Raw genomic sequence first — 25445 nt, forward strand, 5'->3', positions numbered from 1 at the left:
GTCGACCAGGGTTGGAATCGCAGCGATCGGAACGTCAGCTCCGTGCGACGAGGAGCGGAATCGCCATCTCCACGTCGGTCAACGATCCGTGATGACCGAGCAGAGCCGACTGGTTGGGCTCGGCGCCGCGGCGCACGAGGGCGCCGTCGCCGAGCGCGAGGGCGACGACGTCGCCGATGCACGACGACACGTCCGGCCCCACCGTGGGCCCGAACCATCCGCGGGCGACGGCGTCGTCGCGCTCGACGACGAGGTACTCGGGCCCGAGGGTCTCGCGCCACGCGTCGCGCACGGCATCGGCCGCTCCGGGGGTGGCGAACACGTGGCGAGCCCGCGGTTCACCGGCGATCATCCGGACGTCCGCGGACAGCGTCGGCGACGCGTCCACATCGACCGTGGAGCCGACCTGGACCATGCCGTGATCCGCGGTGACGATAAGGGCTGACTCGGGAGGCAGCTCGCCGAGAATGCCGGCGACGATCGAATCGGCCTGGGACAGCTCGAACCTCCACGCTGCGGAATCCGGACCACGTACGTGACCGGTGAGATCGAGTTCCGACCAGTAGGAGTACACGAGCGAGCGGGTGCCGCGGCGAAGTGCGTGCGAGGTCTGCGCGACGAGGTCGCCTGCCGATACCGAGGACGCGAAGTCACCACCTCGCAGAACTGCGCGCGTCAGACCGGATTCACGCTGATACGACGGGGCGACACGCGTGACTGCGATCCCGTCCTCCGCGGCGCGTTCGAAGACCGTGGGGTGTGGCTGGAAGTCCTCGGGTGGCAAGGCGGACACCAGGTCGACCTTCGGCCCCTGTCCGTGCAAGCGCCAGTGCAACGGGTTCATCGGGCGGTCGAAACCGGGGACGGCCGTCAGATATCCGACCAGTCCGTGCTCGCCCGGTGCGCGGCCGGTGCCCAGCGACGCCAGGCTGGTCGACGTCGTGGACGGAAACGTCGCGGTCATCGACCGTGCCGGGAGCGACGACAGAACGGGCGCCGCCGCGGCGTGCCCGGACAGCTGATGCGCACCGAGTCCGTCGACGAGCAGGACACACACCCGCTGCGCGCCGGAGAGGTCCAGGCCGATCGTGTCCCGTGCCTTCGGGACACCGAGCGCTCCCAGCACGGACGGGAGGAGTTCGGACAGGCTGTCGACGCCGTAACGCGGGAGAACCACCACAGTCGAAGGCTATCGGGTGCGCTCAGTCGAACAGACTGTCACCGGTGCCGCCGGCCATGTCCGTCCCGAACAGGTCCAATTGCGACCCCGTCGACCGAGACGGGTCGTGGAGGTCCGCAGCCAGCCGGCGATGAGCGGCGGTGAGAAGGGCGGACGCGGTGCGCCAGACCCGGGCATCGAGCCCGGCAGACGCGGCCGTGCGGGGATCCTCGTCGTCCAGAGTCCGCTCCAGAGCCGCCGATTCCCGTCCACGAGCGATGTCGAGATACTGCACGACGATCGCCCTGTCGTGCCCGCACATCTCGAGTACCGCCTCGCAGGAAAGGTCCGGCCCCGACTCCCACACCGATTCGACGATGGCGCGCAACCCCTCCGGTACGACGGCGGTGTCGCGTTCCGTCGGCTCACCGAAGGCGTCCAGGTACGGCCGGGCGCCCAGACCGGCCACCAGATCACCGGCCGCGTCGACCATGAATTTCTCCATGACGGCCAACATGTCCACGACCTGCTGAGGAACGAACGGGACGACCGAGACGTCGATCGTGGCCAGCACACGGTCCTCGTCCAGAAGCACCTTGATGTGCGGCCACCGGCGGTTGGCGTCGTTGACGACGACGTGAGCCCGCGCCGCATCCGTCACGCCCGCTGCCAGAGGGGCGAGGATCTGCACGAACGGTGCTCCCGGGGACAGGCACAGGTAGAGCCAGGCCGGGCCCAGCCGGAACGGGTAGTCGCCGTCCTCGTCGGGTTCGGGGACGAAGCCCAACAGGTGGCGGAGTGTCTGCTCCACCAGGACCCGACGCTCGGATGCGTCCGCGGTGCGGACCGCGCGGAAGGTGTCGAACGGGCGGGCAGGGGCCGGCACCTCGGGCAGGGCGAGCAACGGGCCCGCAGAATCCCCGCCGACGTGCACGAACGCGGGGTGCGGCACACCCCACACCTCGTGAAGAATGCGGACCGCGACGTCCGCGAACAGGTCCGCATACCGACGCGACCGGTCGAGGAACCAGTTGACCGGCACGTCCTCGTCCGCCGCGTCCGGACTGTCGGTCCCCGCCCGCGCAGGCTCGACGAAACCGGCGCCGATCAACAGATCACGACCGGCCTCGGTCCAGGCGCGACGGGGAGCCAGGAACTCGTCGGACAGCACCTCGCACCGCAGGGTGTCGTCGTCCCAGCCGTAGAACTGGATGCACGGTGACACCGGCTCCGCTGCCGTGGGCGGGCACGACACGATCAACGAGTCATCCGCCGGCATCGCGTCGAGATGATCGGCGAGCATCGCGCGGAAATCTGCCCACGCAGCGCCGGTCGTCGCGTCCACACTGTCCACTCTGTCCATGTCGCCGACGCTAACCCGCCCCACCGACACGTTTGCGCGGACTAGGTGACGAGGTCCGCGTACTGCTCGTGCGTCTCGATGAAGTGATGCACGTACGAGCACGACGCGACGACCGTCGACCCGGCGGCACGCGTGTCGTCCAGGGCATGTCCGACCAGGATCGCGGCGAGCCCCCGACCACGGAACTTCGGGTCCGTGACCGTGTGGTCGAAGTCCCGGACGGTCGGTGAGTTCTGGCGGTACTCGGCGAATCCGGCGACCTCGTCGCCGATCAGAATCTCGAAGCGCTGTCGCTCGGGATGATGCTCGACGCGCGGGGTGTCCTTGTCCGAAGCCATGACATCGAAGTTACCGCGTCCCGCGGCGGCGTGTGTCGCTCGATCGACCGAGGTGCAGCGCCTCCAGCAGCCGGCGCTCGTAGGCCGCGAATTCCGGCGTGGTCGTCGTCTCGACCGGACGTGGCCGGGGGAGGTCGATGGTCAGGTCGGCGACCACCCGGGCGGGCCGAGGGGAGAGCACGACGACGCGATCGGACAGCAGAACGGCTTCGCGGATGTCGTGGGTGATCATCAGGACCGTCCACCGGTACTGCTGCCACACCTCCTGCAGCCAGTCCTGCATCGAGGTCCGGGTCAGGGAGTCGAGTGCGCCGAACGGCTCGTCCAGCAGGAGGACGTCGCGATCCTGCACGACCGTGCGCAGGAGGGCTGCGCGTTGGCGCATGCCGCCGGACAGTGCTGCAGGAGAGGAATCCTCGACGCCGTCGAGACCGAACACCGGGAACAGGGCTCGCGCGCGAGCCTCGGCGTCCGAACGGGAGACACCCTGGACTTCGAGGCCGAGTGTCGTGTTGCCCAGGATCGACCGCCACGGGAACAGCAGGTCCTTCTGTGGCATGTAGGCGCACCGCGGTGTGAGAACCGTTCCGCTGTCGGCTGGTTCGAGTCCGGCCAACAGTGCGAACAGTGTGCTCTTGCCGCAGCCGCTGGGACCGATGACGGAGACGAACTGTCCTTCCTCCACCGCCAGGTCGATCCCGTCGAGTACCGGAGTGCCCGGGTAGGACTTGATCACCGAGCGCAGATCGACCACCGGTGTCGTCATCGATCGACCGCCTTCGCCGTCAGGGCCCACGGAGCGACGAGGCGCTCCGCGACGTAGGTCAGCAGGAACAGGACGATGCTGCAGACCGCCGTCACCAGAACCGCGGCGAGTACCAGGTCGGTCCGGAAGGAGTTCTTCTGCTGTGCCATGTAGATCCCCAGACCCGATGTGGCTCCGACGTATTCGGAGAACACCGCACCGACCACGGCGTACGTGATGCCGATACGCAGAGCCGTGAAGAACCGGGGCAGTGCGGACGGTACGCGGACGTAGCGGAACTGTTGGCGACGGGAGGCGCCCATGCTGCGCAGCAGCGCATCGGATTCCTTGTCCGCCGAGGCGAACCCTTCGATCAGACCCAGAGTCATCGGGAAGAACGTCACCAGCGCGATGACGAGGAGCTTGGGCGCTATCCCGAATCCGAACCAGATGATCATCAGCGGTGCGATGGCGATGACGGGAAGGGTCTGCGAGACGACCAGGAGCGGCACGAGCGCACGCCGCAGCCAGGGAGAGAAGTCGACGGCCGTCGCGATGACCCAGGACACCGCCAGCGACACGGCGAAACCCAGAAGCGTGACCTGGATCGTCGACGCGGCATGACCGGCGATGATGTCGCGGTTCGCCCAGCCTTGCGACACTACGCGTGACGGTGACGGCAGGACCCGCGGGGAGATGCCGCTCACGACGACGTACACCTGCCAGAACGCGACGAGTCCGCCCGCGAGCAGCAGCGCAGGACCGAACCGCCGAAATCGCTCGGACGTCATGGCCGCTCGGTCAGCCCTGATCGAGATACTCGTTCGTGAAATACGTCGACCAGTCCGGTTCGCTGGTCACGGGCGACCCGTCCGGGCCTGCCAGGACTCCGGCGTCGTAGAGGAACTTGGAGTAACCCGTCCAGCGCTCGAGCGTCTGGGTTCCGACGCGCCCGTTCTCGTCGAGCATGTACTTGTCCGCCAACATCTTCTGGCTCTCGTACACCAGGTCCTCGTCGGTGAACGCTCCCGGATTCGCCGCGATCAGATCGCGTGCGCCGGCATCGGGATCGTCGGCAGCTTTCTGGTAGCCCTTCTGCAGGGCCTGCACGAACTTCCGTGCCTCGTCGGGGTGCTCGGCCATCCAGTCGTCACCGCCGTCGACGACGATGGCGTAGGAGTCGGGGAATCCGTAGTCGGTGTAGTCGAAGTACTTCATGGGGGTGCCGGCGTGTTCTGCTTCGAGACCCTCCCACGCGAAGTAGGACACGGTGAAGTCGGCGGTGCCGGAGTAGACGGCCTCGTAGGCAGACGTTCCGAGCACGACCGTCTCGAATTTTCCGGTGCCACCGTCGTTCCGGATGACCTGCTCGAGCGAGGCGCTCTCGCCGGCGTCGCCGAATCCGGCGTAGGTCCGACCGTCCAGGTCCCGCGGGCTGCCGATGTCGGGCCGGTCGGCGCGGACTCCGATCCCGGTGGCCCAGTGCTGCAACGGCGCCATGATGGAGGTGACCTTCGCCCCGGCGGCGCGAGCGTACGTCGCGGAGCTCTGGAAGCTGATCCCGAATTCTGCGTTGCCCGAGTCGATCAGCGTGTCCGGCGACGTCGAGTTGTACGGCAGGATCTCCACGTTCAGGCCCGCGTCGGCGAAGTACCCCTCCTGCTCGGCGACGAACAGGCCCGTGTGGTTGGTATTGGGGGTCCAGTCGAGCGCGAAGCGAATGGTGTTCGCATCCGACGCGCCCGAGGACGCGCACGCGGTGAGCGACCCGGCGGCGACGACGGCGGAGACGAGAGCCGCGAGGCGCCTCACGCGGCGGGCCAGGGTGTCGTGTTCAGGGCCGTGTCCCAGAACAGCAGTTCGTAGCGCATCGCGATCGTGAACGCCGTGGTCATCCGCTGTCGTTCCGCATCCCCGGCTACCGCTGCTGCCTCGTCGACGAGTTCGCGGGCGCGGGCGGCGGACGTCTGGAAGTCCTCGGCGTCGTAGGTAGTCACCCACCGGGCGTAGGGATGACCGGGATCGGCATCGAGTACGGCGCGCGCCGATGCCGCCAGTCCGCGGCCCACCTCGGCGTAGAGCCAGAAGCACGGCAGCGCGGCCGCCGCGCCGACGGCGTACGTGTCCGTCGCGGCGGTGGCCGTCAGGAACGAGACGTATCCCAGGCAGGCCTGACTGTGCTCGACGGGAACGTCCGAGGCGCCGCCCAGGGCGTCGTCGGCAAGAAGGCTGGTGTGCAGCGACTTCTCGACGACCGCCGCGGTCGCCGCGGACGTCGCCCAGAAAGCGCCCGCCTCGGGGTCCACCGCGCGGGAAGACAGGATGGCCAACGCCTTGGCGTACCCCTCGAGGTACAGGCCGTCCTGCTCGATGTACGTCCGGAACGAGGCAACCGGCAGCGTGCCGTCACCGAGTCGGGTCAGGAACTCCAGGTCGTCGATGCGGGCGCGGAGCCCGGCGGTGCGGTCCCAGAGGTGGTCGGTGAAGCGTGCGTGGTCGGCTGCATCCGCGGTGGAGGCAGCGTCGACCGCATGGTCGTACGGCGTCATGGCCGTGACATCCCTTCGTCAGAATTACCTGCATCAGGTTCTCGGGTGTCATCTCAGCCTCGCTACGCGAAGCACCCCGTGTCAGAACTCGCCGACCATAACACCGGCCTCCCCTCGGATGAGCAAAGGGAGGCCGGTAGTGGTGAGCGGGAGGGACTACTTCATGTCTTCGAGCTCCATGCCCTTCGTCTCCGGGATCTTCGCCTTGACGAAGAAGAACGAGACGGCGGCGAAAGCCGCGAACCCGCCGTAGACGATGGACAGTCCCACCATCTCGGTCAGGGACGGGAAGGTCAGGGAGATCACGAAGTTGGCCACCCAGTTGGCGGCCGTACCGATACCGAGTGCCATGGCGCGCATCCGGTTCGGGAACATCTCGCCGAGCAGGACCCACATGATCGGGCCCCAGGTCGACGCGAAGAAGATGACGAACAGGTTCGCACCGATCAGGGCGACCACGCCCCAGGGGTCGGGAAGCGAGACGTCGTCGCCGCTTCCGATCTGCTGGGAGAACGCGACGGCAGCCATGAGCAGGCCGACGAACATACCGATGGAACCGGCCATCAACAGGTTCCGTCGACCGACCCGATCGACGAAGAGGATGGCGACGAACGTCATGGCCACGTTGATGATCGACGTGATGACGGAGGTCGTGAACGACTGGCTCTCGCTGAAGCCGACCGACTTCCACAGCGTGGTGGAGTAGTAGAAGATCGCGTTGATGCCGACGAACTGCTGCAGCACCGCCATGATGATGCCGACCCAGACCAGCGGCTGAAGACCGAACCGCGGCCCGCGGATGTCGGCGAACGAGGACTTCTGCTCCTTGCGCAGGGTCAGACGGATCTCGTGGATACGTTCGTTCGGGTGCTTCTCACCGGTGATGTTGGCGAGGATCTCGGCAGCTTCCTCGTCCAGATGCTTTCCGACGAGGTACCGGGGAGATTCCGGAATGAGCAGGGCGAGAACGCCGTACACGACGGCGGGGATGACACCGACGATGAACATCCACCGCCATGCCTCGAGGCCCAGCCACAGATCGTTCGACGCTCCGTCGGCGCGGTCCGCCAACACGGCGTCGGACAGCAGAGCCGCGAAGATACCGATGGTGATCGCCAGCTGCTGGAGCGATGCGAGGCTGCCTCGCATGCGTGCCGGGGAGATCTCCGCGATGTACGCCGGAGCGATCACCGACGCGATGCCGATGCCGAGTCCGCCGAGAACGCGCCACAGCATGAGGTCGGGGACGCTGAACGCCAGACCCGATCCGACCGAGGAGATGATGAAGAGGGCCGAGCCCAGCAGCATCACCTTCTTGCGGCCCCACCTGTCGGCCAGGCCGCCGGCGAACCAGGCGCCCGCGGCGCATCCGAGAAGTGCGATGGCAACGGTGAAACCGGTGAGGAACTCGCCGAGAGCGAACTTGCCCTGGATCGAGTCCACGGCGCCGTTGATGACGGAACTGTCGAAACCGAAGAGAAAGCCGCCGACCGCCGCCGCGATGGTCACGCCGATGACTTTTGCCGTGTGATTGGCTGACGCCTGAGTGGTCATCCTTGTCGCCGCCTACATGTCGGCCACCGGCCACTGACGGTCGATGGCGAAGATAATGAAGTCAGTTTCGGACACTACGCCCGGCCATTGCGCAGCGGAACTGAACCCGGGCGTTCGACCGTCGTCGGTTTGACCCCGGGTCCCGTGGTGAATTCCGTGCGCATGAAGAAGACTCTGCGGCGGCGTGGTGACGCGTCGGTGGCCGTCGCGTGGGAGCGGTACATGGACATCTCGCTGTGGCCGACGTGGGCGCCGCAGATCCTCGGTGTCGACGCGTCTGCTCCTCGTCTCGCGGCAGGGACGACGGGCACCGTGCGTGGACCGCTGGGGATTCGGGTGTCGTTCGAGGTCCTGTCCGTGGACGAGGCCGCTCGGGTCTGGTCCTGGCGGGCATGGATAGGCGCCCGGAGCGCCGGACTGACCCTGGAGCACGGCGTCGACGAGGCTCGGACCGGCTCGCAGACCTGGCTGGTCGTGGACGGTCTGGCGCCGATCGTTCTCGCATACTCGCCGGCGGCTCTCTTCGCCCTCGGCCGACTCGTCTCGGCGTAGGTCGCGACGGGTAGCGTCGGCGACGTGCCTGACGCAGCCCGGACCAGCCTCGTGATCACGACGAGGGGCGGTGACGTGCGTGGTCACGGCCGCGGTGACGTCGTCAGTTGGAAGGGCATTCCCTACGCGGCTCCGCCTGTTGGCCCGCTCCGGTTCCGCGCGCCGCGACCGCCCGAGCCGTGGACCGGGATTCTCGACGGATCGAGTTTCGGGGCGATGGCGCCCCAGGGGCGCGACGGTCCGGTGCCGATGGATCCGTCCATCCCCATCGACGAGGACTGCCTGACGCTCAACGTCTGGGCTCCCACGCCCGACGGGGTGCGCCGCCCGGTCATGGTGTGGCTCCACGGCGGGGCCTACGTCCTGGGTTCCTCGGCGCAGCGGATCTACAACGGCCGCAACCTCTCTCACCTCGGTGAAGTCGTCGTGGTGACCGTGAACTACCGCGTCGGGGCACTGGGGTGGCTGGATCTGTCGTCGTTCGGCACCGACGACGACATCTTCGAGACCAATATCGGTCTGCGCGACCAGATCTTCGCGTTGACGTGGGTGCGCGAGAACATCGACGCATTCGGTGGGGACTCCTCGAACGTCACGGTGTTCGGGGAGTCGTCGGGTGGCGCGTCGGTGACGACGCTCATGACATCTCCCGCAGCGAAGGGCCTCTTCCACAAGGCCATCGCGCAGAGTGCCCCGGCCACGTCGGTCTACGGACCCGAGCGAGCACGCGTCGCCGCGGAGCGCTTCCTCGAACTGGTGGACCTGACGCCGGAGAGGGCGGGGGAGTTGCGGGCCATGCCGGTCCATCGACTGGTCGACGCTGCCGAGAAGCTGGTGTACGAGGTGCCCGAGAAAGTTCCGGGCACACTGGGTTTCGCGCCGGTCGTCGACGGTGACGTGGTGCCTCGCTACCCGGTCGCGGCATTCCAGAAGGGGTACGCGCACGACATTCCGTTGATCATCGGATCGAACCACGACGAGGCGTCGGTGTTCCGGATGATGAAGTCGCCGCTGATGCCGGTCACGTCCGACACCGTCAGCACCATGTTCGAGGCGATCGCGGTGGACCATCCGGACCTCTCGCCCGCCCGGATCGCCGAGATCCTGGCGGCGTACCCGGATCTCCCGAAGAGTGCGGGGGCACTGGCGTTGTCGCGAGACGCGGGTTTCCGCATGCCGAGCCTGTGGATCGCCGAGGCGCACTGCCGCACGTCACCGACATTCGTCTACCGGTTCGACCACGCCACTCCGGTACTGCGCGCGGCCCGGATCGGTGCGGGTCATGCCACCGAGTTGCCATACGTCTTCGGCAACTTCGGCACCTTCGACCGCGATCCCACGTTCTGGCTCGGAGGGCGCAAGGCCGCGCAGCAGGTATCCCGGCGGATTCAGCGACGCTGGGTGGCGTTCGCGTGGCACGGGGTACCTGCTGCACTGGACGGCTCGAAGCACTGGGCGCCCTACGACGAACGACGTCGCACCCTGGTGATCGACGCGAGGGACACCCTGGTGGAGGACCCCGATGCAGAACTGCGCGAGATCTGGGGCGAGAAGGTCCTCGGCTTCAGCTGAGGTCGATCAGGCCTTGCTGTAGGTGAGGCAGTTCGCGGTGTCCGACGACTCGCCGGCGCCGATGCGGACCGCTGCCGCGCTGCACTCGAGGTTGTCGTTGAACGAGCAGTCGACGCGCTGGCACGCACCGACCTGGGTGGAGACGGTCTCTAGACCGCCCTTGGTGCTCAACGGAATGAACGTGCCGCAATCGGCCGTTCCGTTCGAGCCTCCGACATTGATGGCGAAGGCGTGGCATCCGTCGTGGTTGTACGAACAGGCGCTGACACTGCAATCACTGACGCGGGGCATTTCGAGGGAAGTCATGGCAATGACGGTAATACTGAAAAAGCGTTCCCACCAGCAAGGTCAGGCTGACCTAGATATGGTCACCCTTTCTGCAACAATGATGTTTCCTATTCACTCGGGTAACGGAACGGTGACGAATCCGCCGGTGACGTAACGATCGGTATGTTCGTTCGGATGGACCGATCATGAGACGAACACTCCTCGCGACCCTGGCCGTCACCGCGCTGTTCGCGAGCGGGTGCTCCGACTCCGGACAGGGTTCCGCGGCGCCACCTCCTCCGCCCGCCACCACGACCTCGACGGCGGTGGCTCCGGCACCGGGTACGGAACCCGCGTCGACGGCCGCGCCGGAACCGTCGACCGCGTGTGTGGAGGATTCCGTCGTGGCGGCGGGCATCGAGTCGCTGCCACAGTTCTTCGGTAGCGGGTGGCGACTCGTCCGCCAGGGCGATCCCTGCGCGACGCTGTCGTGGGCGCTCGCGGCGCTCGACGGGGGCACGGGGTCGAGTCCATGGACCGTCTTGTTCTTCCACGACGACACCTATCTCGGTACCGCCACCGCGTTGCCGTACTCGTTCACCGACGTCGACTCGCAGACCGACGACACCGTCACCGTGTCGTACGGGTGGCTCCGGGAGGGAGAGTCCACCGCGGAGCAGTCCGGCGGACCCGGACTCGTCCGCTACACGTGGAACGGATCGTCGGTAGTCATGCTCGACGACCTGCCGCAGGAGGTCGTCGACGGCAACAGGCAGACCCCTGCGGATCCGTGCCTGGACGACGACGTGATCGGCTCCGCGATCGCCTCGTTGCCGACGTTCTCCGGTAGCGCCTGGAGCCTGTACCGGAAGGGCGATCCCTGCGACACGCTTGTCTGGGCAATGGCCGAGCCCGACGGTGCTACCGGTTCGAGCCCCACGACGGTCTTGTTCTTCCACGACGGCGCGTATCTGGGAACGGCGACCGCCCGTCCTTATGCGTTCACCGACATCGACCCGTACGCGCAGCTCGACGACACGGTCACGGTGTCGTACCGATGGCTCAGGGACGGCGAAGCGACCGCGGAGGTGTCCGGCGGACCGGCGCTGGTCCGTTATCGCTGGAACGGCTCGTCGGTGGACATGCTCGACTCCCTGCCTCCCGAGGTGACGAACGGCTGAGGTCCCACCGGTGGACTACCCGGCGGATCGGGTGCAGGATCTCCGAAAGAATGCCGATGCGGAGGTGCCATTCATGACGATCGTGCGCGCTGCCCTGGTCCAGACCACCTGGACCGGCGACAAGGAATCGATGATCCAGGCCCACGAGGTCTACGCCCGCCAGGCAGCCGAGCAGGGTGCGAAAGTTCTCTGTTTCCAAGAACTCTTCTATGGTCCTTACTTCTGCCAGGTGCAGGACGCGTCGTTCTACGACTACGCCGAGTCCGTTCCCGGGCCCACGGTCGAGCGCTTCCAGGCCCTGGCGAAGGAACTCGGCATGGTCATGGTGCTGCCGGTGTACGAGCAGGAGCAGCCCGGCGTCCTGTACAACACGGCGGCGGTGGTCGATGCGGACGGCACGTACCTGGGCAAGTACCGCAAGCACCACATTCCGAATCTGAACGGCTTCTGGGAGAAGTTCTACTTCCGCCCGGGCAATCTGGGCTGGCCCGTGTTCGACACCGCCGTCGGCAAGGTGGGGGTCTACATCTGTTACGACCGCCATTTTCCTGAGGGATGGCGCGCACTCGGACTGGCCGGAGCAGAGATCGTGTTCAATCCGTCCGCCACCTCGCGAGGGCTGTCGAACTACCTGTGGAAGCTCGAGCAACCGGCGTCGGCCGTGGCCAACGAGTACTACATCGGCGCGATCAACCGAGTGGGAGTCGAGGAGTTGGGCGACAACGACTTCTACGGCACCAGTTACTTCGTCGATCCCGAGGGAAAGTTCGTCGGAGAGGTCGCCTCGGACAGTGCGGCCGAGTTGATCGTCCGCGATCTGGACCTGTCGCTCATCAAGACCGTCCGCGATCGGTGGGCTTTCTACCGCGATCGCAGACCCGATGCCTACGGTCCCCTGGTGACACCGTGACGACGACCTTCGTCCATGGGGGCATCGTCGTCTCGCCGACGGGTTCGCAGCCTCTGGACGTCCTGATCGACGGTGAGACGATCGTCGCTGTGCTGCAACCGGGTTCGACGCTTCTGGGCGCGGACCTCGCATCGTCGAGCGACGTCGTCGTCGACGCGACCGGGAAGTACGTCATCCCCGGAGGGGTCGACGGCCACACCCACATGGAGATGCCGTTCGGAGGCACCTTCGCCTCCGACTCGTTCGAGACGGGGACGCGCGCTGCCGCGTGGGGCGGAACCACCACCATCGTCGACTTCGCCATCCAGAACCCCGGGATGCGTGTCCAGGACACCCTCGCTACGTGGCACGAGAAGGCCGCCGGTTCGTGCGCCATCGATTACGGATTCCACCAGATCATCGGAGACGTCGACAGCGACTCGTTGAAGGCGATGAGCGAGTTGGTCTCCGAAGGAGTCACCAGCTTCAAACTTTTCATGGCCTATCCCGGCGTCTTCTACTCGGACGACGGGAAGATCCTGCGGGCGATGCAGACTGCCGCCGAGACCGGCGCGCTGCTGATGATGCACGCGGAGAACGGCATCGCCATCGACGTCCTGGTCGAGCAGTCGATCGCACGCGGTGACACGGCGCCATACTTCCACGGCACGTCCCGGCCGTGGCAGCTCGAGGAAGAAGCGACGCATCGCGCGATCATGCTGGCCGACGTGACGGGAGCACCGCTGTACGTCGTGCACGTGTCGGCGAAACAGGCGCTCGAGCAGATCGCGACGGCACGAGGCAAGGGGCAGAACGTCTTCGCCGAGACGTGTCCGCAGTATCTGTACCTCTCGCTCGAGGAGCAACTCGGTGCGCCGGGCTTCGAGGGCGCGAAGTGGGTGTGCTCGACACCGCTCCGGTCCCGTGCCGAAGGGCACCAGGACGAGCTGTGGCGGTACCTCCGCACAGGGGACGTCTCGACGGTCGGCACCGATCACTGTCCCTTCTGCATGAAGGATCAGAAGGAGATGGGTATCGGCGACTTCTCCAGGATCCCCAACGGAATCGGGTCGGTCGAGCATCGGATGGACCTGATGTACCAGGGTGTGGTGTCGGGGAAGATCACGCTCGAGAAGTGGGTCGAGGTGTGCTGCACGACGCCGGCACGCATGTTCGGGATGTATCCACGCAAGGGCATCGTGTCGCCGGGTGCCGACGCGGATCTGGTGGTCTACGACCCGAACGGCCGCACCACCATCGGAGTCGAGACACACCACATGAGAATGGACTATTCCGCCTACGAGGGCATGACCGTGGACGGGCATGTCGACACGGTGATCTCCCGCGGAACCGTCGTCGTCGACCGCGGCGAGTACCTGGGCCGCGCCGGTCATGGTCGGTTCGTACGCCGCGATCTCTCGCAGAACCTGGTGTGAGGGATGGACTTCGGGGTAGTTCTGCAATGCACACCGCCCAGTTCGCGGGTAGTCGAACTCGCTCGCATCGCCGAGACGCACGGCTTCTCCCACGTGTGGACCTTCGATTCGCACCTGCTGTGGCAGGAGCCCTACGTCATCCACAGTCAGATCCTCGCGAGTACCCGCAAGGTGATCGTCGGACCGATGGTGACCAACCCGTCGACGCGTGACGTCACGGTGACGGCGTCGACGTTCGCCACGCTCAACGAGATGTACGGCAACCGCACCGTGTGCGGGATCGGCCGAGGTGACTCCGCGGTGCGCACTCTGGGTGGGAAGCCCACCACCATCGCGCGGCTCGCCGAGTCGGTGGAGATCATCCGCGAACTGGGCAACGGCCGGTCCGCCCACGTCGGCGACACCACCGTCCGATTCCCGTGGGCAGCGCAGTCCGAACTGGAGGTGTGGGTCGCCGGATACGGCCCTCGCGCACTGGAACTGACGGGACAGGTCGCCGACGGGTTCATTCTCCAGCTCGCCGACCCCGACATCGTCGAATGGACGGTGGCCACCGTGCGCGACGCCGCCGAGAGGGCGGGGCGCGACCCCGATGCCGTGACCATCTGCGTGGCCGCCCCTGCCTACGTCACGGACGGGTCCGTCGACGCGGCAGCTCACGCCCGCGAGCAGTGCCGGTGGTTCGGCGGCATGGTGGGAAACCACGTGGCCGACATCGTGACGCGGTACGGGGCGACGTCGGGAGTGCCTGCGGCACTGACTGACTACATCGCCGGCCGTCACGGGTACGACTACAACCAGCACGGCCGCGCCGGGAACACGCATGCGAACTTCGTGCCCGACGAGATCGTCGACCGCTTCTGCATCCTGGGCTCGCCCGAGCAGCATGTCGAACGCCTACGGCAGCTCGAGTCGCTCGGTGTGGACCAGTTCGCGGTCTACCTCCAACACGATGCGAAGACCGCGACGCTGGATGCCTACGGCGAGTCGGTGCTGCCTGCCATGATGACGTCAGTGGTGGCGACGGAATCCGGAGTCGCTCGATAACGGAGGTAGTACATGACCGACCATGTCTTCTACTCGTGGTCCGCTCAGGCGGAGTTGAATCCGATCACGATCGCGGGTGCGTCGGGGTCGTACTTCTGGGACGACAAGGGCACGCGATACCTGGACTTCTCCTCGCAGCTGGTCAACGTCAACATCGGGCACCAGCACCCGGACGTCGTGGCCGCGATCGTCGCCCAGGCGCAGGTGTTGACCACGATCTCGCCGACCGTCGCCAACGACAAGCGCAGCGAACTCGCGCGGCTCATCGCCGAGCGCGCTCCGGGGGATCTGAACCGGGTCTTCTTCACGACGGGTGGTGCGGAGGCCGTCGAGCACGCCGTGCGGTTCGCGCGTCAGCACACCGGGCGGACCAAGATGTTGGCCGCGTACCGGTCGTATCACGGCGGCACCGGTGTCGCGATCGGCCTGACGGGGGAGCCGCGCCGGTGGGGAACCGAGCCGACGAACGTCGACGTCGTCCGCTTCTTCGGTCCGTACGCCTATCGCTCACCGTGGAATTCGGCGAGTCCCGAGGAGGAGACCGCGTCGGCTCTGGCCCACCTCGAGATGGTCATCCAGCTCGAAGGCGCACAGAACATCGCCGGACTGATCCTGGAATCCGTGGTCGGAACCAACGGGGTACTCGTCCCGCCGCCCGGCTACCTCGCAGGGGTGCGCGAGCTGTGCACCCGCTACGGCATCGTCTACATCGCGGACGAGGTCATGGTGGGCTTCGGCCGCACCGGGCACTGGTTCGCATGCCAGGCGTGGGGCGTCGAACCCGATCTGATCACGTTCGCCAAAGGCGTCAACTCGGGATACGTGCCGCTGGGCGGCGTGATCATCTCCGAGGAGATCGCTCAGCGCTACGACCATCTGCCCTACCCGGGAGGCTTGACCTACAGCGGACACGTGCTGGCGTGCGCCGCGGGTATCGCGTCGATCGAGGTATTCGAGCGTGACGACATCCTGGGGCACGTCCGCGCCGTCGGTGAGAACGTGCTCGGTCCGGGACTGACGAAGCTGGGGGAGAAGCACCCCAGCGTCGGCGAGGTACGCGGGATGGGCTACTTCTGGGCCGTCGAACTGGTGAAGAACCCGTCCACCCGCGAGCCGCTGATCCCGTTCAATGCGTCCGGCGCCGACGCGGCCCCCATGGCCGACGTCGTCGCGGCAGCCAAATCTCGCGGACTGTGGCCTTTCGCTGCCGGCAACCGCCTGCAGATCGCCCCACCGCTCATCACCACGGAGGAGGACATCCGCCGCGGGTTGGACATCCTCGACGACGTGCTCGACGTCGCCGACGCGTACGTGGGCGGCTAGAGGACGGCCCCCGGGTTCAGGATCCCCGCCGGGTCGAGCGCGTGCTTGATCCTGCGGGTCAGGTCCATGACGTCCTCGCCCACCTGGGCGGGCAACCATGCCTTCTTCAGCCTGCCCACACCGTGCTCGCCGGTGATGGTGCCGCCCAACGAGATCGCGAGAGTCATGATCTCGCCGAATGCGAGATGGGCGCGTGCCTCCATGTCCGCATCGTTCGGATCGAAGACGATGAGAGGGTGCGTGTTCCCGTCGCCGGCGTGCGCGATCACGGCGACCACGACCTCTCGCGCGTCGGAGATCTTCGCGATTCCTTCGACGAGGTCCGCGAGCGCCGGAAGCGGTACCCCGACGTCCTCGAGGAGCAGCGACCCGGTGCGCTCCACGGCGGGAATGGCGAAACGTCGTGCGGCAGCGAAGGCTTCGCCCTCGTCGGGATCGTAGGTGACGAACACTTCGTCCGCCCCGGCCGCTCTGCACGCGTCGGCCATGACTTCGGTTTCCTCGGTGCGGTGGGCGCCGGGGGAGTCCGACCGCGCGATGAGCATGGCGGCGGCCGAGCGGTCCAGACCCATCTTCATCGCGTCCTCGACGGCGTTGATCGCGGTGGAGTCCATGAACTCGAGCATCGCCGGACGCAGCGATCGCGTGATGGTCAGGATGGCATCGGTGGCGTCGGACAGCTCCGTGAACGTGGCGACGACGGTGCTGGCGGGTGGTTGAGCGGGGATGAGCCGCAGTGTGACCTCGGTGATGACTCCCAGGACGCCCTCGCTGCCGACGAACAGTTTGGTCAACGACAGCCCCGCGGAGTCCTTGAGCCTCGGGCCCCCCAGGTTCACGACGGTGCCGTCGGCCAGCACCACTTCGAGTCCGAGGATGTAGTCGGTGGTCACGCCGTACTTCACACAGCAGAGGCCGCCGGCGTTCGTGGCGGCGTTGCCGCCGATCGAACACATCTCGAACGACGAGGGGTCGGGCGGGTACCACAGGCCGTGCTCGGCGGCGGCAGCCTTGACTTCGGCGTTCAGCAACCCCGGCTGGACGACCGCCGTGCGGGTGACCGCGTCGACGGTGATGTCGCGCATCGCCTCGGTGCTCAGCACGATGCCGCCGTCGACCGCCGTCGCACCTCCGGACAGGCCCGACCCCGCGCCGCGAGGGACGACGGGAACCGAGTGCTCGGTCGCCCACAGCATGACGGCGCGGACGTCGGCGGTGCTGGTGGCGCGCACGACCGCCAGAGGCGTCCCGGCATCGGGGTCGCGCGCCCAGTCCTGGCGATATCCGGCCATGATGTCGGGGTCCGTGACGACGGCGGACGCTCCCACCGCGTCCACCAGGGAACTCACGAGATCGTCGATGGTCTCCACCTCTTCCGGCCGTGCGTCGGTGCACCTTCGATCGACGCTACTCCGACGTCGTCGACGAGCAGTCCGGGATCAATCGAAGTTGTTGGTGCAGAACTGGATCCACGGCGGTGATGCCGGGACGAGACCGTTCCGACGCTATTCCCATCAGTCACATGAGCCACTCTGTTATCAGATCGTGCCCCGATGGGTGGTCACAAGGGGACTTCGGAGGATTAGCGTCCGCAGAACGGTGATCGACAGTTCGGCCGGCACCGAGGGGGCGAGAAGGAGGCACTCATGGCACTGTCACACAGCTCGAAGCCTGCATCGACGACGTCGAAGTCGGTCACGAAGAACACACCGTTCGACTGCGCGGCGGCGCTGTTCTCCTACGATTTCGTCGCCGGCGGAGTCGACTACGACACTCTCGAATCGCTCCACCGCGGGGAGGTCGTCGAATGGATCGCCGCCCTCCGACGATCCGGTCTCTTCACCGATCCGGAGATGGACGCCGTCGCCCGCGCGTGGACGGAGAACCCGTCGCTGCTCCTCGATGCGCTGCTTCGCGACGCCGACGAGATGACTGTTCGACGCTGTCGCCTCGCGTGGGCGTCGATGGACCGTCTGGCGCCTTTCCAGTTTTCCGGACCGGCCGCCGGCCTTTCCTCCATGCCGATCGCCCACAGCGGGTGATCACACCACCTCGGTGATGTCGCCGTCCGTGATGTAGACCTGATCGTCGGTGAGAGTGCGGACTGTCCGACCCGCCGCCCGACATGCCGCGGCCATGGCCCCGGCTGCGCCGTCGGGGTCGAGCGCATCCGACTCCCAGTGCGGAACCAGGATCTCCTCGATGACACCGAGGCCGTCCCACAGCACGTCCTCGCCCGTGGTCGGCCGAACCTCCTCCGGAGGATCCGCGTACTCGACACCACGCAGGGTCGGGCCCATCACACACGCGCCCGCGCTGTAGCCGCCGTACGCGAGGGCGTCCCGCTCGAGAAGTCGAACCAGCGCCTCGTCGGCGCCGGACGACGCCATCCGCCGACGCAGGACGAACGTGTTCCCTCCCCGAACCCACACTGCCGGGAAGGCTTCGAGAACCTCTCCGCACGTGCTGGGCTCGAGCTCCCGGAGGTCGACCTCGACCGGGAGGAACCCGGCCGACCGTAGCAGTGTGAACTCACTGGTCACCGCCGACGCTCGCGCAGCAGCCGGCCAGGAATCCGCGGCATTGGCGATCACGGCGATGCGCCCGGGTCCGTCGGTGAGGGACAGGAACCGGTCGCGGTGGGCACCGAAGCGGTACGAGGCGAGGAACAGTCGCATCTTTCGAGACGGTACCCCTGCTGTACCAGCGGCCCTAGTGTGGAAAACATGACCACGAAGAAGATCATGGATTCCCCGCGAAGCTTCGTCGCGGACGCCGCCCGCGCCGCAGCGGCACGCGCCGCGGATCTGAGGTGGGTGCCGAATCCCGGTTTCTTCGTACGGCATACACCGACCCCGCACGGTCAGGTGGCGTTGATCTCCGGGGGCGGTTCCGGACACGAACCCTTGCATGCCGGATTCGTCGGAGAGGGAATGCTGGCCGGCGCCTGCCCGGGGCTGATCTTCACCTCGCCCAACGCTCTACAGATCCGTGCTGCGACGGCGGCCGTGAATGCGGGTGGTGGAGTTCTCCACATCGTCAAGAACTACACCGGTGACGTCGTGAACTTCTCCATCGCGGCGGACTTCGCCGCCGACGACGGCATCGATGTCGAGACGGTGATCGTGGCCGACGACGTCGCGACCGAATCCGACGACGGTCCCGGTCGACGAGGCACGGCGGCGACCATCGCCGTCGAGAAGGTCTGCGGTGCCGCCGCGGCGCGCGGTGACACGCTCGCGGAGGTGGCGAGATGGGGCCGTACCGTCGCCGAGAACTCGCGGAGCATGGCGGCGGCTTTCCGGGCCTGCACCGTGCCGGGTGCGGATGGTCCGTCCTTCGAGCTCGGCGACGACGAGGTCGAGATCGGCGTCGGTATCCACGGAGAGCGTGGGACGGGCCGCGTGTCCACGCCGTCGGCGAGCGAACTGGCGGCGACCCTGATCGATCCCGTCCTGGACTCTCTCGGAGTCGCGGACGGCGCGGAGGTCATCGTGATCGTCAACGGGCTCGGCGCCACACACCCGCTCGAACTCGACGTGTTGTTCGGCGATGCGGCGGACTACCTGCAGAGCAAGGGGATACGCGTCCGACGTGCACTGGTGGGGACGTTCGTCACCGCCTACGACATGGCGGGAGCATCCATCACCGTCGTCGTGTGCACCGAGGAGATGCTGGAGCTGTGGGACGCACCGACCGCCGCCCCGGGGTGGCCCAACTCGCCCGCCGGTGACTTCGCGGGCATGCCGGATGCAGCCGAGGACGTCGCCGCCCTGGACTACTCGGACGACACGCCTCCGGAGGCCCACGTCACCGCGTGGGCGTCGGCGTTCACCGGGCGGGTACTCGACCGGATCGACGAGCTCACCGAACTCGACCGCAGAGCCGGCGACGGCGACTTCGGGGCCAACATGCGTGCCGCTCTCGACGAGGTCGCGATCAGCGACACGGATTCGCCGTCAGCGGTCTTCCGACGCATCGCCGACGGCTTCCTGGGAAGTGCCGGCGGCACGTCGGGCGCGCTGTTCGGTGTGTGGTTCCACCAGTTCGACGTTGCTCTGTCCACCGCGGGTGTCACGACCGACGCCCTCGCCGACGCTGCTCGCGACGGAATGCGCGCCATCGTCGATCTCGGCGGCGCAGCGCCCGGTGACAAGACGATGATCGACGCCATCGAGCCGGCTGCCCGTGCGTTGGACTCGGCTCGCGGGCGCAGTCCGGCGGAGGCCCTGCGTCTCGCGGCCGATGCTGCACGTGAGGGAGCGGAGTCGACAGCCGACCTGGTGGGACGCCGCGGACGCGCCAGCTACATCGGTGACGCAGCTCGCGGTGTCACGGACCCGGGTGCACTCGTCGTCGCGTGGTTGTTCGAGGACGGCGCATCCTGCTTCGAGCAGTGACGGCAGAGCGCCTAGTTCTCGTGCGCCAACGCCTCGCGCACCACCCGAGCGACCTCGTCGAGTTCGTGCGGCCGTCGGGTGAGTAGTTGGGCGGCGAATCTGAGCTTGTCGCCGTTCCACCGCGGCACCACGTGCATGTGATGGTGGAACACCGTCTGCATCGCTGCCCGGCCGTCGTTGACCAGGAGGTTGACGCCGTCCGCGCCGATCGACGACCGGCGCAGGGCCCCCGCGATCCGTCGTCCGGCGGAGAACACGGCGTCGGCGGACGGTGCGTCGAGATCGGCGAGGCCGGACGAATGGATACGGGGAACCACCAGTGTGTGGCCGCGGGCGAGAGGCCTGATGTCGAGGAACGCCACGACTGCGTCGTCCTCGTACACCCGAGCGGCCGGAGAAAGCCCGGCGACGATGTCGCAGAACACGCAGTCGGTCATCGCGTCGTCTCCGTGACGGCAGCGACCAGCGCCGGCAACGAGTCGGCGGCACTCGCGCGCCACACGTGATGGGCCATGTCCGACACCGCCGTCTCCTCCGGATTGACCTCGACGACGACGGCGCCCGCACTGCGGGCCTGAGCCGGCAGGCCAGCGAACGGGTAGACCACGCCCGAGGTGCCGACGACAAGCACCACCTCCGCGGCCTCCACGGACGCCGCCACCGCAGCCCACTCCGCCTCGGGCAGTGGCTCACCGAACCACACGACGCCCGGACGCACCGGACTCCCGCAGACGGCGCAGGACGGCGGCGGTATGCGCTCCTCGCCGTCGGCGACGTCGTCGAGAGGATCGAGATACGGCGCCTCGCAGATCGAACACCGCACGGCGGCAAGGGTTCCGTGAACGTGAGCGAGCACGGTGGAACCCGCCCTCTCGTGCAGGTCGTCGACGTTCTGCGTCGCGATGTCCACGCGGGTTCCGGGCGGTGCGTCGCGCTGCCACCGTGCCAGGGCGCGGTGGCCCGCATTCGGCTCCGCCGCAGCGACCAGCTGCGCGCGCCGGCGGTACCAGGCCCACACCAGATCGGGATCCCTGGTGAACGCGTCCGGACTGGCGAGTTCCTCCGGGTCGTAGCGCGCCCACAACCCCGTCTGCGCGTCGCGGAACGTCGGCACGCCGGACTGCGCGGACATACCCGCACCCGTCAGAACGGTGATGGTGGTGGCATCGCGGACGGCGTCCAGTACCGCGGTGGGTACGGACGACGCGGATGATTCGGTGGTCATGGTCCGAGTGTGCCAAGTCGCACCGACAGGGGCAGTCCGTTATGACCTCGGACTCACATTCGACCGCGACGCATCCGATGTCTGTGTCGTGCGTTACCTTGCGGTGAGGCCCACCCGGCCGACATCAGGATCCTTCGTGGGAGCGAACAGCGTCACGACGTGGTCGAACTCGGCATCGAACAGCTCGACGGCACCGTCCTGCGTACCCGGACGTGCCGCATTCACAGGAAGTGCATCGCTGGTGGAAAATTCTCGAGAAGCAGGGCCGCTCGTGGGCGTCGTGCGCGAGACGAACGAGGGGGAGCGCCGGGTGGCGCTCGTTCCGAAGGTCGTCTCCGCACTCACGGCCAAGGGCGTACGCGTGGTGGTGGAAGCAGGTGCCGGGCTCGGCGCGCTCATCCCCGATCAGCTGTACGTCGATGCGGGCGCGAGCATCGGTGACCCGTACAGCGCGGACATCGTGGCGAAGGTGGCGCCGCCGTCGTCTGCGGAGGTGCGCAAGCTGCGTCGCGGATCGACGCTCGTCGGCTTCCTCGCGCCGCGCAATGCGGACACGATCATTCCCGAGTTGACGGCTGCGGGCGTGCAGGCGTTTGCGGTGGAAGCGATTCCGCGTATCTCCCGTGCACAGGTGATGGATGCGTTGTCCTCGCAGGCCAACGTCGCCGGCTACAAGGCTGTGTTGCTCGCGGCGTCGGAGTCGACGCGGTTCTTCCCGATGCTGACCACCGCGGCGGGCACGGTGAAGCCGGCGACGGTGCTGGTGCTCGGTGTGGGTGTGGCGGGGTTGCAGGCGTTGGCGACGGCGAAGCGTCTCGGTGGCCGCGCCACCGGGTACGACGTGCGTCCCGAGGTGGCGGATCAGGTGCGCTCGGTCGGTGCGCAGTGGCTGGATCTGGGGATCGACGCTGCCGGTGAGGGCGGGTATGCCCGTGAGCTCACCGAGGACGAGCGTGCGCAGCAGCAGGCGGCGCTGGAGAAGGCGATCTCGACGTTCGACGTCGTCATCACCACCGCCCTGGTGCCGGGGCGTCCGGCGCCGAAGCTGGTCACCGCCGCGGCGGCTGCCGGGATGAAGCCGGGCAGTGTCGTCGTCGACCTCGCGGGGGAGACCGGTGGCAACTGCGAGCTGACCGAGCCGGGTCGCACGGTGGTGAAGAACGACGTCATCATCGCCTCGCCGCTGAATCTGCCGGCGACGATGCCCGAGCACGCGAGTGAGCTCTACTCCAAGAACATCTCGGCGCTGATCGAGTTGATGCTCGACGAGAACGGTGCGTTCGCGCCCGACTTCTCCGACGAGGTCCTCGCGAAGTCGTGCGTGACGCGCACGGCCGATACGACCGTGAAGGCGGATGCCTGATGTACACGTCCCTGCTCGCGAACATCGCGATCCTGGTGTTGGCCGGCTTCGTCGGTTTCGCCGTCATCTCGAAGGTCCCGAACACGCTGCACACGCCGCTGATGTCGGGCACCAACGCCATCCACGGCATCGTCGTGCTCGGCGCCCTCATCGTGCTGGGCCGGCTGCCCGAGGATGCGCCGTGGGGCGTGCGGATCATCGCGTTCGTCGCGCTGATCTTCGGCACGCTCAACGTCGTCGGTGGGTTCCTGGTGACCGACCGCATGCTCGGCATGTTCAAGGGCAAGAAGGCGCCCGCTGCTGTGGAGAAGGGTGCTGATTCCTGATGAACAATCTCGTCAACATTCTCTACATCGTCGCGTTCGCCATGTTCATCTACGGCCTGATGGGTCTGACCGGTCCGAAGACGGCGGTGCGCGGCAACTGGATCGCCGCTGTCGGTATGGGCATCGCTGTGGTGGCGACTCTGATCGAGGTCCGCGACACCGCGGCGATCAACTGGATTCTCATCGCCGCGGGTCTGGCGATCGGTGTCCTGCTGGGTGTCCCGCCGGCCAAGCGCACGAAGATGACGGCGATGCCGCAGCTGGTGGCGTTGTTCAACGGCGTGGGCGGCGGCACGGTCGCGTTGATCGCGTGGTCGGAGTTCATCGAGACCGACGGTTTCTCGGCGTTCAAGCACGGTGAAGAGCCGACGGTGCACATCGTCATCGGGTCGCTGTTCGCGGCGGTCATCGGGTCGGTGTCGTTCTGGGGTTCGCTGGTGGCGTTCCTGAAGCTGCAGGAGCTGCTGAACAAGAAGGTGGAGAAGGCGTTCGTGAAGAACGCGCGCATCTTCCAGCTCACCAACATCGTGCTGCTGCTCTTGGCGGTCGCGGTGTCGGTCTACATCGGTCTGCGCGCCACCCCGGGCGAGGGCACCTCGCAGTGGTGGATCGTGCTGGTGCTCGTCGCGGCTGCCCTGATGGGCTTGTTCGTGGTGTTCCCGATCGGCGGCGCGGACATGCCGGTGGTGATCTCGCTGCTCAATGCGTTGACGGGTCTGTCGGCTGCTGCGGCGGGGTTGGCGCTGAACAACACGGCGATGATCGTGGCGGGCATGATCGTCGGCGCGTCCGGCACCATCCTGACCAACCTGATGGCGACGGCGATGAACCGGTCGATCCCGGCGATCGTGTTCGGGTCGTTCGGTGGAGGCGGCGGCGCCGCGGTGGGTGGCCCCGACGATGCCGGCGGCACGGTGAAGTCCACCTCGGCGGCGGATGCGGCGATCCAGATGGCGTACGCCTCGCAGGTCATCGTGGTCCCCGGCTACGGTCTCGCGGTCGCGCAGGCTCAGCACGCGGTCAAGGACATGGCGTCGATCCTCGAGAGCAAGGGTGTCGAGGTGAAGTACGCGATCCATCCGGTGGCCGGGCGCATGCCGGGTCACATGAACGTGTTGCTCGCCGAGGCCGATGTGGAGTACGAGGCGATGAAGGAGATGGACGACATCAACGGGGAGTTCTCCCGCACCGATGTCACCCTCGTCATCGGCGCGAACGATGTCACCAACCCGGCGGCGCGCAACGATCCGAGTTCGCCGATCCACGGGATGCCGATCCTGAACGTGGACGAGTCGCGGTCGGTGATCGTGCTCAAGCGGTCGATGAGCTCCGGGTACGCCGGTATCGACAATCCGCTCTTCACGGCGGATCGCACGTCGATGCTCTTCGGGGATGCCAAGAAGTCGGTCAACGCCGTTATCGAGGAACTCAAAGCCCTCTGACGGCTACCCGCCCACACCGCCCTGGTGTTCCGACGTCGCTCAGTCGCGTCGGAGCATCAGGGCTGCTGTATCGAGAGGGTTCTTCCGCTCACGGGCGGCGGCGAGCGGTGAATGCGCCATGACAACCCCGGCCACGCCCCACCACAGGCCGACCACCATGAGCGACCCCACGATTCCGATGACGGTCGACCCCGCGGTGACGAACGCGGCCAGGGCCACCGCGGCGACGAGTGCGGCGCCGAGGCCGAGTACGGCGGGTCGCACAGCGCCCGGTACCACCAGTGCGGCGGAGGCGATCACCGCTGCGGCCGCCACGAGTCGGCCGTCGGGAAGTGCCGACGTCGGGATGTGATCGACCAGCCACGTCCGTCCGGCGGCCGCGGTGAGCGTGGCGCCGAGGGACAGGGTGAGGACGGCACCGATGCCGTACGGCAGTTTCCGCACGACTGCGACCACCGCCAACGCCGCGAGCAGCACCAGCACGGTGGTGACGTCGATGACGTCCAGGAGAGTGCTCGACGGCCCGTAGAGCGCTTCGAGCTTTGCCGACGCCGGCGTGTACCGAACACCGACGAACGGCACCACTGCGTACAGGATCACGAGAGCGGCCAGGCAGGCTCCCGCCAGTGCCCACCACCGCGGGGTCACGCGTCGAACCGCCAGGACGATCTGTTGCGTATCGGTACTCACGGCTCCCCATGATGGCGCACGAGG

27 protein-coding genes and 1 riboswitch are annotated in these 25445 nt (G+C 67.2%); of the genes, 12 read left to right on the forward strand and 15 right to left on the reverse strand.

The genetic code is table 11. The features are described from left to right. Positions 1 to 34: 34 nt before the first annotated feature. The 8 genes from AC0IX4_RS21060 to AC0IX4_RS21095 form a co-directional block, all read right to left on the reverse strand. Positions 35 to 1180: an alkaline phosphatase family protein gene (locus AC0IX4_RS21060; RefSeq protein ID WP_471830935.1), complete on the reverse strand. Its 1146-nt coding sequence runs from the start codon at positions 1178 to 1180 to the stop codon at positions 35 to 37. Between the two features lie 22 nt (positions 1181 to 1202). Then, the gene (locus tag AC0IX4_RS21065) at positions 1203 to 2522 is read right to left on the reverse strand and encodes a T3SS (YopN, CesT) and YbjN peptide-binding chaperone 1 (protein WP_471830937.1); all 1320 of its coding nucleotides are present in this window, start codon (positions 2520 to 2522) and stop codon (positions 1203 to 1205) included. Between the two features lie 41 nt (positions 2523 to 2563). Beyond that, positions 2564 to 2860 carry a GNAT family N-acetyltransferase gene (locus tag AC0IX4_RS21070; RefSeq protein WP_471830939.1) on the reverse strand — a complete coding sequence of 99 codons (297 nt, stop codon included), beginning with the start codon at positions 2858 to 2860 and terminating at the stop codon, positions 2564 to 2566. 10 nt (positions 2861 to 2870) lie between these two features. Next, positions 2871 to 3626, reverse strand: a complete 756-nt coding sequence (locus tag AC0IX4_RS21075) for an ABC transporter ATP-binding protein (protein ID WP_471830940.1) — start codon at positions 3624 to 3626, stop codon at positions 2871 to 2873. Next, positions 3623 to 4396: an ABC transporter permease gene (locus AC0IX4_RS21080; protein ID WP_471830941.1), complete on the reverse strand. Its 774-nt coding sequence runs from the start codon at positions 4394 to 4396 to the stop codon at positions 3623 to 3625. The genes AC0IX4_RS21075 and AC0IX4_RS21080 overlap by 4 nt, the downstream gene beginning before the upstream one ends. Before the next feature lie 10 nt (positions 4397 to 4406). Further along, positions 4407 to 5417, reverse strand: a complete 1011-nt coding sequence (locus AC0IX4_RS21085; RefSeq protein ID WP_471830942.1) for an ABC transporter substrate-binding protein — start codon at positions 5415 to 5417, stop codon at positions 4407 to 4409. Beyond that, complete coding sequence (locus AC0IX4_RS21090) at positions 5414 to 6154, reverse strand: TenA family protein (RefSeq protein ID WP_471830944.1); 741 nt, start codon at positions 6152 to 6154, stop codon at positions 5414 to 5416. Before AC0IX4_RS21090 ends, AC0IX4_RS21085 begins: the two co-directional genes overlap by 4 nt. Next, positions 6148 to 6243, reverse strand: a riboswitch (TPP riboswitch). It overlaps the preceding gene by 7 nt. A 67-nt stretch (positions 6244 to 6310) precedes the next feature. Further along, the gene (locus AC0IX4_RS21095; protein WP_042575547.1) at positions 6311 to 7708 is read right to left on the reverse strand and encodes a sugar porter family MFS transporter; all 1398 of its coding nucleotides are present in this window, start codon (positions 7706 to 7708) and stop codon (positions 6311 to 6313) included. Between the two features lie 129 nt (positions 7709 to 7837). On the opposite strand from AC0IX4_RS21095, the gene AC0IX4_RS21100 reads away from it, so the two are divergent. Both AC0IX4_RS21100 and AC0IX4_RS21105 read left to right on the forward strand, forming a co-directional pair. Further along, positions 7838 to 8260 (forward strand): SRPBCC family protein, encoded by a 423-nt coding sequence (locus tag AC0IX4_RS21100; protein ID WP_471830946.1) that lies wholly within the window; start codon positions 7838 to 7840, stop codon positions 8258 to 8260. Positions 8261 to 8284: 24 nt separating this feature from the next. Further along, complete coding sequence (locus AC0IX4_RS21105) at positions 8285 to 9832, forward strand: carboxylesterase/lipase family protein (protein WP_471830947.1); 1548 nt, start codon at positions 8285 to 8287, stop codon at positions 9830 to 9832. A 6-nt stretch (positions 9833 to 9838) separates the two neighbouring features. Here AC0IX4_RS21105 and AC0IX4_RS21110 read toward each other — a convergent pair whose 3' ends face one another. Further along, positions 9839 to 10138, reverse strand: coding sequence for a DUF1540 domain-containing protein (locus AC0IX4_RS21110; protein ID WP_042575545.1), 300 nt, complete (start codon positions 10136 to 10138; stop codon positions 9839 to 9841). A 167-nt stretch (positions 10139 to 10305) separates the two neighbouring features. On the opposite strand from AC0IX4_RS21110, the gene AC0IX4_RS21115 reads away from it, so the two are divergent. The 5 genes from AC0IX4_RS21115 to AC0IX4_RS21135 all read left to right on the forward strand — a co-directional run bounded on the left by AC0IX4_RS21115 (position 10306) and on the right by AC0IX4_RS21135 (position 15975). Further along, a complete protein-coding gene (locus AC0IX4_RS21115; RefSeq protein ID WP_471830949.1) occupies positions 10306 to 11280 on the forward strand; it encodes an LppP/LprE family lipoprotein in 975 nt (324 codons plus the stop codon). Between the two features lie 73 nt (positions 11281 to 11353). After that, a complete protein-coding gene (locus AC0IX4_RS21120; RefSeq protein ID WP_042575637.1) occupies positions 11354 to 12190 on the forward strand; it encodes a nitrilase-related carbon-nitrogen hydrolase in 837 nt (278 codons plus the stop codon). Then, positions 12187 to 13605 (forward strand): dihydropyrimidinase, encoded by a 1419-nt coding sequence (gene hydA, locus AC0IX4_RS21125; protein ID WP_042575544.1) that lies wholly within the window; start codon positions 12187 to 12189, stop codon positions 13603 to 13605. The genes AC0IX4_RS21120 and hydA overlap by 4 nt, the downstream gene beginning before the upstream one ends. A gap of 3 nt (positions 13606 to 13608) precedes the next feature. Next, a complete protein-coding gene (locus AC0IX4_RS21130; protein ID WP_471830951.1) occupies positions 13609 to 14652 on the forward strand; it encodes a TIGR03842 family LLM class F420-dependent oxidoreductase in 1044 nt (347 codons plus the stop codon). A 12-nt stretch (positions 14653 to 14664) separates the two neighbouring features. Next, on the forward strand, positions 14665 to 15975 hold the full coding sequence (locus AC0IX4_RS21135) for an aspartate aminotransferase family protein (RefSeq protein WP_042575542.1): 1311 nt from the start codon (positions 14665 to 14667) through the stop codon (positions 15973 to 15975). Here the strand turns inward: AC0IX4_RS21135 and AC0IX4_RS21140 are convergent. After that, positions 15972 to 17267: an FAD-binding oxidoreductase gene (locus tag AC0IX4_RS21140; protein ID WP_471830991.1), complete on the reverse strand. Its 1296-nt coding sequence runs from the start codon at positions 17265 to 17267 to the stop codon at positions 15972 to 15974. The two genes, AC0IX4_RS21135 and AC0IX4_RS21140, sit on opposite strands and share 4 nt — an antisense overlap. A 354-nt stretch (positions 17268 to 17621) precedes the next feature. Here AC0IX4_RS21140 and AC0IX4_RS21145 point away from each other — a divergent pair, with 354 nt between their 5' ends. Continuing rightward, the gene (locus AC0IX4_RS21145; RefSeq protein WP_471830953.1) at positions 17622 to 18017 is read left to right on the forward strand and encodes a hypothetical protein; all 396 of its coding nucleotides are present in this window, start codon (positions 17622 to 17624) and stop codon (positions 18015 to 18017) included. Here AC0IX4_RS21145 and AC0IX4_RS21150 read toward each other — a convergent pair whose 3' ends face one another. Further along, the gene (locus AC0IX4_RS21150; RefSeq protein WP_471830954.1) at positions 18018 to 18653 is read right to left on the reverse strand and encodes a Type 1 glutamine amidotransferase-like domain-containing protein; all 636 of its coding nucleotides are present in this window, start codon (positions 18651 to 18653) and stop codon (positions 18018 to 18020) included. Positions 18654 to 18701: 48 nt separating this feature from the next. Here AC0IX4_RS21150 and AC0IX4_RS21155 point away from each other — a divergent pair, with 48 nt between their 5' ends. Further along, the gene (locus AC0IX4_RS21155) at positions 18702 to 20375 is read left to right on the forward strand and encodes a dihydroxyacetone kinase family protein (protein WP_471830956.1); all 1674 of its coding nucleotides are present in this window, start codon (positions 18702 to 18704) and stop codon (positions 20373 to 20375) included. An 11-nt stretch (positions 20376 to 20386) separates the two neighbouring features. Here AC0IX4_RS21155 and AC0IX4_RS21160 read toward each other — a convergent pair whose 3' ends face one another. The 3 genes from AC0IX4_RS21160 to AC0IX4_RS21170 form a co-directional block, all read right to left on the reverse strand. After that, positions 20387 to 20812, reverse strand: a complete 426-nt coding sequence (locus AC0IX4_RS21160; protein ID WP_042575540.1) for an HIT family protein — start codon at positions 20810 to 20812, stop codon at positions 20387 to 20389. Further along, a complete protein-coding gene (locus AC0IX4_RS21165) occupies positions 20809 to 21600 on the reverse strand; it encodes an SIR2 family NAD-dependent protein deacylase (RefSeq protein ID WP_471830957.1) in 792 nt (263 codons plus the stop codon). The genes AC0IX4_RS21160 and AC0IX4_RS21165 overlap by 4 nt, the downstream gene beginning before the upstream one ends. A 93-nt stretch (positions 21601 to 21693) precedes the next feature. Next, on the reverse strand, positions 21694 to 21825 hold the full coding sequence (locus AC0IX4_RS21170; protein ID WP_268793336.1) for a hypothetical protein: 132 nt from the start codon (positions 21823 to 21825) through the stop codon (positions 21694 to 21696). Between the two features lie 13 nt (positions 21826 to 21838). On the opposite strand from AC0IX4_RS21170, the gene AC0IX4_RS21175 reads away from it, so the two are divergent. The 3 genes from AC0IX4_RS21175 to AC0IX4_RS21185 are packed head-to-tail and all read left to right on the forward strand — an operon-like array spanning position 21839 to position 24731. Further along, entirely contained in the window at positions 21839 to 22963 is a 1125-nt protein-coding gene (locus AC0IX4_RS21175; RefSeq protein ID WP_042575633.1) for an NAD(P) transhydrogenase subunit alpha, read from the forward strand. Then, positions 22963 to 23289, forward strand: coding sequence for an NAD(P) transhydrogenase subunit alpha part 2 (locus tag AC0IX4_RS21180; protein WP_042575538.1), 327 nt, complete (start codon positions 22963 to 22965; stop codon positions 23287 to 23289). Before AC0IX4_RS21175 ends, AC0IX4_RS21180 begins: the two co-directional genes overlap by 1 nt. Next, positions 23289 to 24731: an NAD(P)(+) transhydrogenase (Re/Si-specific) subunit beta gene (locus AC0IX4_RS21185; protein ID WP_056073117.1), complete on the forward strand. Its 1443-nt coding sequence runs from the start codon at positions 23289 to 23291 to the stop codon at positions 24729 to 24731. The genes AC0IX4_RS21180 and AC0IX4_RS21185 overlap by 1 nt, the downstream gene beginning before the upstream one ends. 39 nt (positions 24732 to 24770) lie before the next feature. On the opposite strand, the gene AC0IX4_RS21190 is transcribed toward AC0IX4_RS21185, so the two are convergent. Continuing rightward, positions 24771 to 25421 carry a hypothetical protein gene (locus AC0IX4_RS21190; protein ID WP_156388339.1) on the reverse strand — a complete coding sequence of 217 codons (651 nt, stop codon included), beginning with the start codon at positions 25419 to 25421 and terminating at the stop codon, positions 24771 to 24773. Between the last annotated feature and the right edge of the window lie 24 nt (positions 25422 to 25445).

It is taken from the genome of Rhodococcus sp. AC861 (assembly GCF_979256035.1).